General features: G+C 70.2%; 12 protein-coding genes. 7 read left to right on the forward strand and 5 right to left on the reverse strand.

The features are described from left to right. Positions 1 to 89: 89 nt before the first annotated feature. Positions 90 to 1,232 carry a YihY/virulence factor BrkB family protein gene (locus ACWDMM_RS09295; protein ID WP_449936831.1) on the forward strand — a complete coding sequence of 381 codons (1,143 nt, stop codon included), beginning with the start codon at positions 90 to 92 and terminating at the stop codon, positions 1,230 to 1,232. A gap of 9 nt (positions 1,233 to 1,241) precedes the next feature. Here the strand turns inward: ACWDMM_RS09295 and ACWDMM_RS09300 are convergent, their stop codons facing one another. Further along, complete coding sequence (locus tag ACWDMM_RS09300) at positions 1,242 to 1,478, reverse strand: DUF3039 domain-containing protein (protein WP_039799212.1); 237 nt, start codon at positions 1,476 to 1,478, stop codon at positions 1,242 to 1,244. A 285-nt stretch (positions 1,479 to 1,763) separates the two neighbouring features. Here ACWDMM_RS09300 and ACWDMM_RS09305 point away from each other — a divergent pair, with 285 nt between their 5' ends. After that, positions 1,764 to 2,117, forward strand: coding sequence for a DUF3099 domain-containing protein (locus ACWDMM_RS09305; protein ID WP_449936937.1), 354 nt, complete (start codon positions 1,764 to 1,766; stop codon positions 2,115 to 2,117). Positions 2,118 to 2,133: 16 nt separating this feature from the next. Here ACWDMM_RS09305 and ACWDMM_RS09310 read toward each other — a convergent pair whose 3' ends face one another. Next, positions 2,134 to 3,429 (reverse strand): MFS transporter, encoded by a 1,296-nt coding sequence (locus ACWDMM_RS09310; RefSeq protein ID WP_449936833.1) that lies wholly within the window; start codon positions 3,427 to 3,429, stop codon positions 2,134 to 2,136. A gap of 182 nt (positions 3,430 to 3,611) precedes the next feature. Here ACWDMM_RS09310 and ACWDMM_RS09315 point away from each other — a divergent pair, with 182 nt between their 5' ends. The 3 genes from ACWDMM_RS09315 (at position 3,612) to ACWDMM_RS09325 (ending at position 7,128) form a co-directional block, all read left to right on the forward strand. After that, positions 3,612 to 4,355 carry a VOC family protein gene (locus tag ACWDMM_RS09315; protein ID WP_449936835.1) on the forward strand — a complete coding sequence of 248 codons (744 nt, stop codon included), beginning with the start codon at positions 3,612 to 3,614 and terminating at the stop codon, positions 4,353 to 4,355. Positions 4,356 to 4,464: 109 nt separating this feature from the next. Continuing rightward, positions 4,465 to 5,964, forward strand: coding sequence for a DUF7782 domain-containing protein (locus ACWDMM_RS09320; RefSeq protein ID WP_449936837.1), 1,500 nt, complete (start codon positions 4,465 to 4,467; stop codon positions 5,962 to 5,964). Between the two features lie 195 nt (positions 5,965 to 6,159). Beyond that, positions 6,160 to 7,128: a sigma-70 family RNA polymerase sigma factor gene (locus tag ACWDMM_RS09325; protein ID WP_063021056.1), complete on the forward strand. Its 969-nt coding sequence runs from the start codon at positions 6,160 to 6,162 to the stop codon at positions 7,126 to 7,128. Between the two features lie 165 nt (positions 7,129 to 7,293). Here ACWDMM_RS09325 and ACWDMM_RS09330 read toward each other — a convergent pair whose 3' ends face one another. From ACWDMM_RS09330 to ACWDMM_RS09340, 3 genes are all read right to left on the reverse strand, one after another. Further along, a complete protein-coding gene (locus ACWDMM_RS09330) occupies positions 7,294 to 7,596 on the reverse strand; it encodes a DUF4333 domain-containing protein (RefSeq protein ID WP_195082207.1) in 303 nt (100 codons plus the stop codon). A gap of 151 nt (positions 7,597 to 7,747) precedes the next feature. After that, positions 7,748 to 10,420: a bifunctional acetate--CoA ligase family protein/GNAT family N-acetyltransferase gene (locus ACWDMM_RS09335; RefSeq protein WP_357108002.1), complete on the reverse strand. Its 2,673-nt coding sequence runs from the start codon at positions 10,418 to 10,420 to the stop codon at positions 7,748 to 7,750. After that, positions 10,413 to 11,684 carry an acetoin utilization protein AcuC gene (locus ACWDMM_RS09340; RefSeq protein ID WP_357108005.1) on the reverse strand — a complete coding sequence of 424 codons (1,272 nt, stop codon included), beginning with the start codon at positions 11,682 to 11,684 and terminating at the stop codon, positions 10,413 to 10,415. The genes ACWDMM_RS09335 and ACWDMM_RS09340 overlap by 8 nt, the downstream gene beginning before the upstream one ends. Positions 11,685 to 11,893: 209 nt before the next feature. Here ACWDMM_RS09340 and ACWDMM_RS09345 point away from each other — a divergent pair, with 209 nt between their 5' ends. Continuing rightward, positions 11,894 to 12,580 (forward strand): metal-dependent transcriptional regulator, encoded by a 687-nt coding sequence (locus tag ACWDMM_RS09345; protein WP_195082204.1) that lies wholly within the window; start codon positions 11,894 to 11,896, stop codon positions 12,578 to 12,580. Between the two features lie 3 nt (positions 12,581 to 12,583). Beyond that, the gene (galE, locus tag ACWDMM_RS09350) at positions 12,584 to 13,564 is read left to right on the forward strand and encodes a UDP-glucose 4-epimerase GalE (RefSeq protein WP_195082203.1); all 981 of its coding nucleotides are present in this window, start codon (positions 12,584 to 12,586) and stop codon (positions 13,562 to 13,564) included. The last annotated feature ends 42 nt before the right edge of the window (positions 13,565 to 13,606 follow it).

The following is a 13,606-nucleotide window of genomic DNA, read 5'->3' on the forward strand; positions in this document are numbered from 1 at the left end:
AGCCAGGACGCTGGAAGTTCACCCGGCGCCCACCGACACATCGCGCACACCCGATGCCGATCGCCGAAGTGCGCGATGCTGTAAGGACGATGACCGAGCACCACGCCCTCCCGGGCGACCCGCCGCGGACCGACGCACCGCCGACGCGCGCCGTCGCCGTGCGCTCGCCCACGTGGGCCGACCGCGCGAGCGCACGGGCCACGCGGGTGAGCAGGCGGGCCGCGGCGCTGAGCATGCGGGTGGCGGAGAAGGCCTGGGCCGACTCCATCTTCGCCAAGTCGGCCGCCGCGGCGTTCTGGCAGACGCTGTCGCTGGCGCCGCTGTTGCTCGGCCTGCTCGGCAGTCTCGGCTACGTCGGGGGCTGGTTCGGCCCGGACACGGTGCAGATCGTCGAGTCCAAGATCATCGCGTTCAGCCGGGATCTGTTCAGCGCGAACGTGGTGACCGATCTCATCGAGCCCACGGTGCAGGACGTCCTCGGGCGCGGGCGCGGCGCGGTGGTGTCGGTGGGCTTCGTACTGTCGCTGTGGGCCGGATCGTCGGCGATGGCGACCTTCGTGGACTCGATCGTGGAGGCCCACGATCAGCAGGACGCGCGGCACCCGGTATGGCAGCGCATCTTCGCCCTGTTGCTGTACGTGCTGTTCCTGGCGGCGTCGGTGTTCATCCTGCCGCTGGTGGCGCTCGGGCCGACGCTGATCGGGCGGGTGCTGCCGACCGCTTGGCGGGCGACCGGACTGCAACTGCTGGATTTCTTCTACTACCCGGGCGTCGGCCTGCTGCTGATCGTCGGGCTCACCACCCTGTACAAGCTGGCACTGCACACCTCGTTGCCCTGGCACCGGCTCTTCGGCGGCGCACTGGTGGCCGGCGTGTTCTTCATGGCGGCCAGCGAAGTGCTGCGCCGCTACCTGTCCTGGGTCAGCCGCACCGGCGTCACCTACGGCGCGCTGGCGACGCCGATCGCGTTCCTGCTGTTCACGTTCTTCCTGGGCTTCGCGGTGATCCTGGGCGCGGAGTTCAACGCGGCGGTGCAGGAGTTCTGGCCCGCCCGCGCGACGCGCATGGAGCAGGTCAAGGAGTGGATCGCCAATCAGGTGCGCGGAGAGAGCGGAACCGACGCGGACACCGCGGAGCGGGACGAGCCCGCGCCGGATCCGGACGACACGGACCCCGACGGCCGCCGCGCCGTGCTCGACCTGCGCGCGGCGCGGTCCTCGCCCGGCGAGTAGCGCTTCGCCTCAGTCGCCCTTGCGTAGGCCGTCGTAGACCTTCTTGCACTCCGGGCACACCGGAGAGCCGGGCTTGGGCGAGCGGGTCACCGGGAAGACCTCTCCGCACAGCGCGACCACGTGGGTGCCGAGCACGGCGCTCTCGGCGATCTTGTCCTTCTTCACGTAGTGGAAGAACTTCGGGGTGTCGTCGCCCGTCGTCTCGTCGGTCGTCGTATCCGGGCGAACCATGGTGTCGGTGCTCACGCACTCCATGATGCCGCATCCCGCGACAACCCCGCTGACCACGGTGTCACCCGGGAGACGACCACGATTGCGAACCCGGTGAGCCGACCTCGGTATCGCCTCGAGCGCACCACTGAGAAGCGGGAACCGGCCTCGGTATCGCATCGAGCGACACCATCGCAAAACCGGAAAACGACCTCGGCATGTGCGCGGGCGGACCCCGAGTGGAAGACTCGGGGTATGCAGCAGAACGGCGATTCCTCATCCGCCGACGGCCGCGACCGCGAAGAGCACCCCGACGTGACGATGCCGACGCAGCCCCGCCGTTCCCCCGGATACTTCCCAGGCAGTGACGACAAGCACCCCGCGTTGATCACCGAGGCGGCGCCCTCACTGGACGACCAGCACCGGGCCCGGGTGCGCCGGTACACCATCATCATGGCGTTCCGCATACCGTGCCTGGTCCTGGCCGCGATCGCCTACAGCGCGTTCGGCAACCCGCTGCTGTCCATCCTGATCATCGCCGCGTCGATTCCGCTGCCCTGGATCGCGGTGCTGATCGCCAACGACCGTCCGCCGCGCCGCAAGGACGAGCCGAGCCGGTGGGACCGTCCGCGCACGGCCATCGAGTCGCGCCCGCACAACGCCATCGACGGCTGAACCCGCCGGGAGCGGATCACCCCGCCGCGGCCTGCGTCCTGCGGATGACCGCCGACATCACGGCGGCCGTGGCGCACAGACCGCCCGCCAGGTACCAGGCGAGGTCGTAGCCGCCCTGCAGGTCGCGGATGAGGCCCGCGCCGGTGGCCGCCACCGCCGCGCCGATCTGGTGCGAGGCGAACACCCAGCCGAAGGCGACCGGGCCGTCGGCGCCGAACAGTTCACGGCACAGCACGACCGTCGGAGGCACCGTGGCCACCCAGTCCAAGCCGTAGAAGACGATGAACACCCACAGGCTCGGCTGCGTGTCCGGACCCAGCAGCGCGGGCAGGATCAGCAGCGACAGGCCACGCAACGTGTAGTAGCCGATCAACAGGTAGCGCGGATCGATCCGGTCGGTCAGCCAGCCCGAGGCGATGGTGCCCGCCACGTCGAAGATGCCGACGAGGGCCAGCAGGCTCGCCGCGGTGGTCGGCGGCATGCCGTGATCGTGCGCGGCGCTGACGAAGTGGGTACCGACCAGCCCGTTGGTGGACGCGCCGCACACCGCGAACCCGCCGGCCAGCAACCAGAAACCGGGACGGCGCGCGATCGCGGCGAGCACCGTGAGCGCCCGCGACGCGCCGGCGGCGGCGGGCACGCGCAGACCCGCCGTGCTGTCCGGTTCGGCGCCGTAGGCGCGCACGCCGAGGTCGCTGGGGTAGTCCCGGATGAACAGCAGCACCAGCGGCGCCACGGCCAGCGCGGCGCCCGCGACGATCAGCGACGGCACCCGCCAGCCGTGGGCGTGCGCCAGCGCGGACACCAGCGGGAGGAAGACCAGTTGCCCGGTCGCGCCCGCGGCGGTGAGCACACCGGTGACCAGACCGCGCTGCCGCACGAACCACCGTCCGGTGATCGTGGCGACGAACGGCATCGACATCGACCCGACGCCGATACCGACCAGCAGCCCCCAGGTCAGCACGAGATGCCACGGCCGGGACATGAACACCGTCAGCCCGCTGCCCGCGGCGACCAGCAGCAGCGCACACGCCACCACCCTGCGAATGCCGAAGCGGTCCATCAGCGCGGCGGCGAATGGCGAGATCAGGCCGTAGAGCAGCAGATTCAGTGAGACGGCCGTCCCGATGGTCCCGTGCGACCAGCCGAACTCCTCGTGCAGCGGGTCCATCAGCACGCTGGGCACGGAGCGGAACCCGGCCGCGCCGAGCAGGGCGACGAAGCCGACGGCCGCGACCAGCCACGCCGGGTGCAACCGCAGGCGCGGCGGGGAATCGAGCGAAACAGGGGGCGGCGTCTGCAGTTCGGTCACCCGACGAGCGTGCCCGAACTATGCGTCCGCAACGAGTGGCTGAAATGCCACTTAGCATCAAATTCGCGCCAAACTCAAGGGCGCGGGTATTTTCTCGACAAGCCGGGCACGTGTACCTAGGGTCGCATGCAGCCTCGCTCACCATGATCACCGGACACGCGGGCGACGAGACAGGAGTGCACATGATTCGGTGGATCTGGGTCTTCCTGGACCGCCCGGGGCAGCGTTTCGACGACTGCGCGAAGTTCTGGTCCACGGTCACCGGCACCGAGCTCTCCCCTCGGCGCGGTGCGAACGACGAGTTCCTCACCTTGTTGCCGGACCCGGCGCTGTTCGCCGCGGCGAGCGTCAAGATGCAAGCGGTGACCGGTCTCGGCGGAGTCCACCTGGACCTGGACGTCGACGACATCCCGTCCGCCGTGCGCACCGCGCTCGACCTGGGAGCGGAACTGGTCGCCAACCATCCCGACTACGCCGTGCTGCGCTCCCCCGGCGGCCAGACGTTCTGCCTGACGCCAAGCGGCCGCGCGACGAGCACGCCCGCGCCCGCCGTGCGGGCTCCCGACGGCACGCTGTCGCGCCTGGATCAGGTGTGCCTGGACATCGGCCCCGACGACCACGAGGTCGAGACCCGCTTCTGGAAGCTGCTGACCGGGTGGTCCTACCAGCAGGGCAGGCGGCCGGAGTTCGCGCGGCTGCGCAGCGCGGAGCGCCAGTTGCCCGCGCAGCTGCTGTTGCAGCGCCTCGGCGAGAACCGCCCGACCAGCGCGCATGTCGATCTGGCTGCCGAGGATGTGGAAGCCACCGCCGCGTGGCACGAGTCGCTCGGCGCGACCGTGGTGGAACGCCACGAGCACTGGATCGTCCTGAGCGACCCCGGCGACGCGCTGTACTGCGTCACCGGACGCGACCCCACCGGCGTCTGACCCAGTCTCCGGCGGCCACGGAGTCATCGCGGCGCCGTGACACAGCGGGCGTCCGACTCGCGTCCGGCGGTCGCGGTGGCAGAGTACCGGTGTGCCTACGAACCGATCGATGACCACCGGATCGCTGCTCACCGCCTTGTGCCCGGATCTGCGGACCGCGCTCGTGCGGGCGGGCTACGACGCCGACACCCTGCTCGCGGTGCTCGGCGACGCACACGCGGCACTGGGCCGGTCGGAGCCCGTGCCCGTGCGCAGGGCGGCCCGCGCGGCCGGCGAGCTCGGCACCCTCATCCGCCTGTTGCTGCTCGGCGACGCGCTGCCGGAGCGGGAGGTGGCCGTCGCGCTGGCACCCGTGGACATCGACCGCGCGGTCGCCGCCGGCCTGCTGGAGCGCGACGGCGACGAAGTGCGTGCGGCGCTCGACCTGCGGCCGCTGGACGCGGGCGCGGGGACGCGGTGGGTCCTGTCCGACCTCGACGACTCGATGCGGCGGCGCACGCTGACCGAGGATCACGTCCTCGGCGTCGGCCACGCCTCCCTCTCGCTGCTGCGCGCCACGCCCACCCGGCCGGTGGGCACGGTGCTCGACCTCGGCACCGGGTGCGGCGTGCAGGCGGTGCACGCCGCCTCCTACGCGCGGCGGGTGACCGCCACCGACGTCAACCCCCGCGCGTTGTGGCTGGCCGAGGCCACCGCGGCGCTCAACGAGCTGGACATCGAGCTGGTGGAGGGCTCCTGGTTCGAACCGGTGCGGGGCAGGCGCTTCGACCAAGTGGTGGCGAATCCGCCCTTCGTGGTGGGTCCGGGCCGGGTCGAGCACACCTATCGCGATTCCGGTCTCGCGCTCGATGGCGCGAGCGAGTTGGTCATCTCGCAGGCCGCCGACCTGCTCGCCCCCGGCGGCACCGCCGCGATGCTCGCCGCGTGGGTCCATGTCGACGGCGAGGATTGGCGCGCACGTGTCTCGTCCTGGTTGCCCGCGCACGGTGTGGACGCCTGGGTGGTGCAACGCGATGTGGCCGACCCGGCCCTGTACGTGGGCACCTGGCTGCGCGACGCGGGCGCCGACCCGCGCGATCCCGCCGCGCAGGCCCGCGCGGAGCGCTGGCTGGACGCCTTCGAGGCCGCCGACGTGGCGGGGATCGGATTCGGATTCGTCTACCTGCGCGCCATCGACGGCCGGACCGAACTGCTCGCCGAGGACCTCACCCACGGCTTCGACGATCCGCTCGGGGCGGAGGCCATCCGGTACTTCGAGCGCTCGGCCTGGTTGCGAGCCGTCGCCGGTGACGAAAATCTCGCCTGGTCTTCGCGTTTCGCCGTGGACCCGGCGACCGCGCTGGAGCGGGTGTACCTGCACGGCGCCGAGGGGTGGGCGCCCCAGGTGGCGCGGCTGCATCGCGGTGACGGCCCCCGCTGGCAGCACGAAGTGGATGAGACCACGATCTCGCTGCTGGCGGGAATGCGTCCCGAAGGCCTGCCGTTGTACGAGCTGATCGAACTGCTGGCGCTCGCCCACGGATCCGACGAGGTGGGCGCCGAGTTCGCCGCCGACGCGTTGTCCGTGGTCACCGGGCTGGTACGGCACGGATTGATCAAGCCCGTGTGAGGCAACGGCAGCCGCGCGCCGGCCGGTGCAGGTCCTGGCCGGGGATCGTCCCCGCGCTGCGGCGCTTCTCAGGAACTTCTCAGACGAGAGGGGCGAAAACCGCTGATCAGAGCGGTTTATGCCAGCCGTAACGGGGAACTTTCTCCCTGTCGGGTCCGTTTATCGGAGTGAGACACCACCGACAGGAGGCAAGTCATGACAAGCCCCGCCACCACTCGTGTGCGCACCAGCGATTCGGACCTCGACGCTCAGAGCCCTGCCGCCGACCTGGTACGTGTGTACCTGAACGGGATCGGCCGCACCGCACTGCTCACCGCTGCCGACGAGGTCGAGCTGGCCAAGCGCATCGAGGCGGGCCTCTACGCGCAGTACCTGCTGGAGACCGGCAAGCGACTGTCCGCGTCCCGCAAGCGTGATCTGGCGATCATCGTGCGCGACGGCCAGGCCGCCCGGTCGCATCTGCTCGAAGCCAACCTGCGCCTTGTTGTCTCGCTCGCCAAGCGGTACACCGGCCGCGGCATGCCGCTGCTGGACCTGATCCAAGAGGGCAACCTCGGGTTGATCCGGGCCATGGAGAAGTTCGACTACGCCAAGGGCTTCAAGTTCTCCACCTACGCCACCTGGTGGATCCGGCAGGCCATCACGCGCGGCATGGCCGATCAGAGTCGCACCATCCGCCTGCCCGTCCACCTCGTCGAGCAGGTGAACAAGCTGGCCAGGATCAAGCGCGAACTGCATCAGCAGCTGGGCCGCGAGGCCACCGACGAGGAACTGGCCACCGAATCCGGCATTCCGGTCGACAAGATCTCCGATCTGCTCGACCACAGCCGCGACCCGGTGAGCCTGGACATGCCGGTCGGCAACGACGAAGAGGCCCCGCTGGGCGATTTCATCGAAGACTCCGAGGCCACCTCGGCCGAGTCCGCGGTCATCGCCGGCCTGCTGCACCACGATGTGCGCAGCGTGCTCGCCACCCTCGACGAGCGCGAACAGCAGGTCATCCGGTTGCGTTTCGGCTTGGACGACGGCCAGCCGCGCACGTTGGACCAGATCGGCAAGCTCTTCGGTCTCTCCCGCGAGCGGGTGCGTCAGATCGAACGTGAAGTCATGGCGAAGCTGCGCAAGGGCGAGCGGGCCGACCGGCTCCGCGCTTACGCCAGCTGACCGTCCGGCGCCGGCCGTCTCGAGACAGCGCCGGCGTTCGGCTCGGTGACCCTTCCGCCGGGGTCACCTTCCCGCGCCGACCGGTATGCGCGCGTGCCCGTCCCCTCCGGGCGTCGCGCGAGCCGGTCGGCGGTGTCGTATCCCCCGCTTACATCCTTCTCGGCCTCAGCTCTGGTCCACCGCGATGTCGTACTTCACGGTGTCGCCCTCGACGGAGGTCACCGTCAGCAGCACACCGAGGGTGTCCCCGCCCGCGGTGAGCGTGCAGCGCATGGTGGTTCCCTCTTTGCCGGTGAGATCGCCGGGGCAGTCGATCGCGTCGGGTTCCTGACCGACCTTCTCGCTGAGCGAGTTCTTGACCGACTTCTCCAAGTCGGCCTCCTGGACTTTCGGAGTGCCGACGCTGACGGAACACGCGGTGAGCGCCGCCGCGAGCAGCGACAAGAGGGCAACACTGCGAATCTTCATGGCGAGCAGGCCTTTCTTTCGGACGAACGTGCCATCCTTCAGATCGCGGCATCGGCGATCGCCCGTTATCGGACCGCTCCGCTGTGACGTGTGCGAGCCGATGTCGCACCCGCGCCATACTCGGGGCAGTTCGCCCGGTCGATCCCCAGGCTCAACCCAGTCGGCGCGGACCGGTGTCGAAACGGCTGGGCTCCGGACCGATACGGGCGCGCGCGTAGAGGATCTCCGCGGAGGTCGGCGAGGCCAGCACCGGATCGAAGGCCAGTTCCCGCATCTCCGGCAGGTCGTCGAACAGGGCCGAAATGCGCTGCGCCAGTTCGGCGAGCGCGGCTTTGTCCACGCGCGGGCTCGCCGGAGTGCCCGACAGCAACGGCGCGGCCCGCGGCGCGTCGATCAGGGCCGTCGCCTCATCGGCGGTCAACGGCAGCGCGCGGTAGGCGCGGTCGCCGAGCAACTCGATGATCAGGCCTGACAGGCCGAATTCGATCACCGAGCCGAACGACGGGTCGTCCTGCACGCGCAGGATGCAGCCGACGCCTTTGGTGGCCATCCTCTGGATATGCAGCACCGGATCACCGCACAGCTCCGCCAGATCCGCGTATCCCTGCCGGACCGCTTCCGGTCGCCACAGATCGAGGCGGACGCCGGTGAGATCCGGTCTTCGCCGCCACAATTCACCCGTCGCCTTGGCCGCCACCGGATAGCCGAGTTCTTCCGCGGCCGCCACCGCCTCCTCCGCGCTGCGCACCTCGCGGAACTCGACGACCGAAATGCCGTAGCAGGCGAGCAGTTCCACCGTCTCCAGATCGGTGAGCCGGCGACCGCCCGAGCCGGCCATCCAGCCGGCAACCAATCGGCGCGCGCGGTCGGTGTCGATGCCTTCCGGACGCACCACCGGCGAGACCGGCTTGGTTCGCCACTCGGCGTATCGCCGCACCCTGGCCAGCGCCCGGGCCGCGCGTTCCGGATCCGGATACGACGGGATGGAACCGTGCGCCGCCGTGGCGCCGGGACCGCGCACCGCGAGCAGGTTCGGAATGCCCTGCTCGGCGACGAACGTGGTGAGAATCGGCTTCGTCGCCTCGGGCACCGCAGCGGCCGCCGCCCGGATCGCGTCGGCGAATCCCGCGGTCGGCAGCGGCACCGGAGGGGCGAAAACGACGATCACGGCGTCTGTCTCGTCCGAGCGCAGCGCCGCGACCAAGGCGTCCAGATACGCGCCCGGCGTCGCCTGCGGGCCGAGGTTGATCGGCTCACCGACCTCGAGGCCTTCCCCCTGGGCCGCGTCGACGGCAAGCCAGTTCAGCGCCGTGCTGTTGCCGACCACCGTCAGCCGCGAGCCGCGCGGCAACGGCTGATAGCCGAGCAGAGCGGCGCAGTCGAACAGTTCGGAGATCGAGTCGACCTGGACGATTCCGGCCTGGGCGAACAGGTCCCGCACGATCGAACGATCCATGTCCCCCGCGGGCTGGGCGACCGAGCGGCCGCTGCTCACCGCGACGATCGGCTTCGTCCGCGCCACCCGGCGCGCGATCCGGGAGAACTTGCGTGGATTGCCGAAACTTTCCAGGTACAGCAGCACCACATCGGTGTCCGGATCGCTGTCCCAGTACTGCAACAGGTCGTTACCGGAGACGTCGGCGCGGTTTCCAGCCGATACGAATGTCGACAAACCGAGATTGCGGGCAGCGGCCTCCCCCAGAATGGCCGCGCCCAACGGCCCGGACTGGCAGAAGAATCCGATTCGTCCGCGACCGGGCAACACCGTGGCGAGCGTCGCGTTCATGGCGACCGCCGGGTCGGTGTTCGCGATGCCGAGCGCGCTCGGCCCGACCACACGCATGCCGTGACCACGAGCGGCCGCCACGAGTTCGCGTTCGGCCGCCAGCCCCTGTTCACCGGTCTCGCCGAAGCCCGCGGTGAGCACCACGAGTCCTTTGACGCCCTTGGCCATACAGTCGTCGAGCACCGACCCGATCGCCGCGGGCGGCACCGCCACCACGGCGAGATCGACCTCGTCGGGAATCTCCCTGACCGTCGCGTATGCCCGTACCCCGCGCACCGACTTGCGGTTCGGGTTCACCGGGAACACCGGCCCCTGGAACAGGCCCGACAGCAGATTCGCCAGCACCGCCCCGCCGACCCGCCCGGTCGCGGGGGTGGCGCCGATCACCGCCACCGACCGCGGCGTGAGCAGGTTGCCCACGCTGCGCGCCTCCGACGCCCGTTCGCGCGAATCGCGCACCGACAGCAGGGCTTCGGTGGGGTCGATGGCGAACTCGAGATGCAGGACCGACCCGTCCCGGCTGCGCTCGACCTGATAGCCCGCGTCCCGGAAGACCGTCACCATCACGGTGTTCTCCGCGAGCACCTCGGCGACGAAGGTCTCGATCTTGTTCTCGGCGGCGGCGCCGGCCAGATGCTCCAGCAGGATCGAGCCGAGCCCGCGGCCTTGATGGCCGTCCGCGACCACGAACGCGACCTCCGCCGCCCGCGGTCCGTCCCGTTCCAGCAGTTCGTAGCGGCCCACCGCCACGATCGCCTCGCCCAGTTCCAGCACCAGGCCGACCCGGTCGTGATAGTCGACATGGGTGGTGCGATACAGGTCCTTCGGCGAGATGCGCGGATACGGCCCGAAATACCGCAGATACCTCGTGCGATCCGACAGCGCCCCGTGGAACTCCTGCAGCCGCTCGGCATCGTCGGGAATGATCGGGCGCAGCCGGACGACCCCACCGTCGGAGGCGAGCACGTCGGCGAACCAGTGTTGCGGCGGCGGGGGCGGGGCGGCGGGAGTGTCCGCGGTATCGGGGAAGTCAGTCACGAGGATCCTCCGGGTCCAGACCCAGCAACCCGAAAGTCGCTCGGCGGGTGGCCAGCACGGCCGTGTCGACGGCACGCTGGGCGCGATCGACCCGCGCGTCACCGGTCTCACCGGTGCCGCCGGGGCCGTCCCATGGACGGTAGGCGACGTCACCGCCGTCGCCCATGGTGAGGGGCGGGTCCGCCCTCGGCGCCGCCGCGCGGATCATGTCGCTCCAGTCCGGTGGGATCGCCGTCGCGGGGTCGATGGTGCGGTCCAGCGCGGTGGCCAGCAGGTGGGTCCAGGCCCGCGGCACCACCCGGACCAATCCGTATCCGCCACCGCCCACGGCCAGCCAGCGGCCCTCGGCATAACGGTCGGCGAGCTCGCGCATGGCGCGGAAGGCCGCGCGCTGTCCGTCGACGGTCAGTTCCAGGTCGGCCAGCGGATCTTCGCGATGGCTGTCCACCCCGCACTGGCTGACCACGATCTGCGGGCCGAACGCGGCCACCGCGCCCGGGACCACGGCGTGGAAACCGCGCAGCCACTGCGCGTCCCGGGTACCGGGCAACAACGGCAGGTTGATCGAGGTGCCCTCCGCCGCGCCCACGCCCGTCTCCTCGGGCCAACCGGTGTTGGGCCACAGGGTGGCCGGATGCTGGTGCAGCGAGATGGTCAGCACCCGCGGGTCGGCGTAGAAGGCCCGTTGCACGCCGTCGCCGTGGTGCACGTCCACGTCGATGTAGGCGATGCGGTCGAATCCGTGGTCGAGCAGCCAGGAAATGGCCACCGCCGGATCGTTGTACACGCAGAAGCCCGCCGCCGAATCGGCCATGGCGTGATGCATGCCACCGCCGATGCTCACCGCTCGCGTGGCGCGGCCCTCGGCGATCTCCCTCGCCGCGGCGAGGGTGCCACCGACGATGGTGGACGCGGCCTGGTGCATGCGGGGGAACACCGGATTGTCCGGGGAACCGAGGCCGTAGGGCGGCGCGGCGGGCGAACCCATCGGCGGCACGGCGCGTTCGACCGCGTCGAGGTAGTCGGGGGTGTGGATGCGCAGCAGATCCTGACGGTCGGCCGCGGCGGGTTCGAGCACTTCGACGCCGTCGAGCAAGCCGAGACTCGCCGCCAGCGCCATGGTGAACTTCAGCCGCGCCGGCTGCATCGGGTGCTCCGGAGTCCAGCGATAATCCAGGAACCGCTCGCTCCAGACGACGGTTCCGGTGCGGCTCGTTCCGAGCGGAATCGGCGCCCGAGGTTCGCCGCGCGGTGCAGTGGCCATGATCGCAACGCTAGCGGGAAGCAAGGAACCCCGCGAAACGTTCCTATGCAGTACAAATACAAGAAAGTACGCTCACGGCCGCCTGCCGTGCGCCGATCGGGTTCCCGCGATGTCGCCGGAGGTGTCGTGCGCAGCGTGGAGCGGCACGATCCGGCACACGGGGGTGCCGTCGTGCGTGGGTAGAATTCGTGCCGACGAAGGGGTAACAGGTGAAGGATCTGGTCGACACCACGGAGATGTATCTCCGTACCATCTACGACCTCGAGGAGGAGGGCGTGGTGCCCCTGCGCGCCCGGATCGCCGAGCGCCTCGAACAGAGTGGTCCCACCGTGAGCCAGACCGTCGCGCGCATGGAACGTGACGGTCTGCTGCTGGTCGCCGGCGACCGTCATCTGGAGCTGACCGAGAAGGGGCGCAGCATGGCCGTCGCGGTCATGCGCAAGCACCGGCTGGCCGAACGGCTTCTCGTCGACATCATCGGCCTGGACTGGCAGAACGTGCACGCGGAGGCCTGTCGCTGGGAGCACGTGATGAGCGAGGACGTCGAGCGACGTCTGGTCGAGGTGCTCAACCACCCCACCACCTCCCCGTACGGCAACCCCATCCCCGGCCTGGACGAACTGGGCATCATTCCGCCGGTGACCGCCGACGAGACGCTGCTGCGCCTGTCCGACCTGCCGCACGGCCAGCGGCACGCCGTCGTCGTGCGCAGGCTCGCCGAGCACATCCAGACCGACCCGGAGGTCATCGGCCGCCTGCGCGAGGCGGGCGTGGTGCCCGACGCCCGCGTCACGGTGGAGACGAAGCAGGGTTCGGTGATCATCACCGTGCCCGGCCACGACGGCTTCGAACTGCCCGACGAGATGGCGCACGCCGTTCAGGTGAAGCTGGCCTGACCCATGAAACTTCTCGTCACGGGTGGCGCAGGTTACGTCGGCGGCGTCTGCGCGAAGGTCCTGCTGGAATCCGGCCACGACGTGGTCGTGGTCGACGATCTGTCCACCGGCAATGCCGACGGTGTGCCATCCGGCGCCCGGTTCGTGCAGGGCGACGTGGCCGTCGCCGCGCCCGAACTGCTGGCCGCAGAACCCTTCGACGGCGTGCTGCATTTCGCGGCGCAGTCGCTGGTCGGCGAGTCGGTGCAGCAGCCGGAGAAGTATTGGCACGGCAATGTCGTGAAGACCTTCGAACTGCTGGAGGCGATGCGGCGCACGGGAACGCCGCGACTGGTCTTCTCCTCCACCGCCGCGGTCTACGGGGAGCCGGAGCGGGTGCCGATCACCGAAGATGCCCCGACGCGCCCGACCAATCCGTACGGCGCGTCGAAGCTGGCCATGGACCATGCCATCACCTCCTACGCGGTCGCACACGGGCTGGCGGCGACCAGCCTGCGCTACTTCAACGTCGCGGGCGCTTATGGCGGCCTCGGTGAGAACCGTGTCGTGGAAACACATCTCATCCCGCTGGTTCTGCAGGTGGCGGCCGGGCATCGCAAGGCGATCTCGGTTTTCGGCACCGATTGGCCCACCGCCGACGGCACCGCGGTTCGCGACTACATCCACATCCGCGACCTCGCTCAGGCCCATCTGCTGGCTCTGGCGACCGCGGAGCCGGGCGCCCATCGGATCTACAACCTCGGCAGCGGCACGGGATTCTCGGTTCGCGAGGTGATCTCGGCGTGCGAGCGCGTCACCGGGCTGCCGATCGCCGCGCAGGACGCGCCCCGCCGTCCCGGCGACCCGGCGACGCTCATCGCGTCCAGCGAACGGGCCATCGCCGAACTCGGCTGGCGGCCCGAGCACAACGATCTCGACGAGATCGTCACCGACGCCTGGGCGTTTCTGCGATCGCTCGGCTCCCGCGCGCACAGCGCGAAATAATCCGCGTACTGCCCGAGTCGGCCCCGCACCGACTCGGGCCGC

It is taken from the genome of Nocardia sp. NPDC003726, assembly GCF_053586955.1.

What these genes read in the sequence shown, in the direction of transcription:
- ACWDMM_RS09295 (WP_449936831.1), top strand. Translation starts at nt 90, where the DNA reads ATGACCGAGCACCACGCCCTCCCGGGCGACCCGCCGCGGACCGACGCA.
- ACWDMM_RS09305 (WP_449936937.1), top strand. Translation starts at nt 1,764, where the DNA reads ATGCCGACGCAGCCCCGCCGTTCCCCCGGATACTTCCCAGGCAGTGAC.
- ACWDMM_RS09315 (WP_449936835.1), top strand. Translation starts at nt 3,612, where the DNA reads ATGATTCGGTGGATCTGGGTCTTCCTGGACCGCCCGGGGCAGCGTTTC.
- ACWDMM_RS09320 (WP_449936837.1), top strand. Translation starts at nt 4,465, where the DNA reads ATGACCACCGGATCGCTGCTCACCGCCTTGTGCCCGGATCTGCGGACC.
- ACWDMM_RS09325 (WP_063021056.1), top strand. Translation starts at nt 6,160, where the DNA reads ATGACAAGCCCCGCCACCACTCGTGTGCGCACCAGCGATTCGGACCTC.
- ACWDMM_RS09330 (WP_195082207.1), bottom strand. Translation starts at nt 7,596, where the DNA reads ATGAAGATTCGCAGTGTTGCCCTCTTGTCGCTGCTCGCGGCGGCGCTC.
- ACWDMM_RS09340 (WP_357108005.1), bottom strand. Translation starts at nt 11,684, where the DNA reads ATGGCCACTGCACCGCGCGGCGAACCTCGGGCGCCGATTCCGCTCGGA.
- galE (WP_195082203.1), top strand. Translation starts at nt 12,584, where the DNA reads ATGAAACTTCTCGTCACGGGTGGCGCAGGTTACGTCGGCGGCGTCTGC.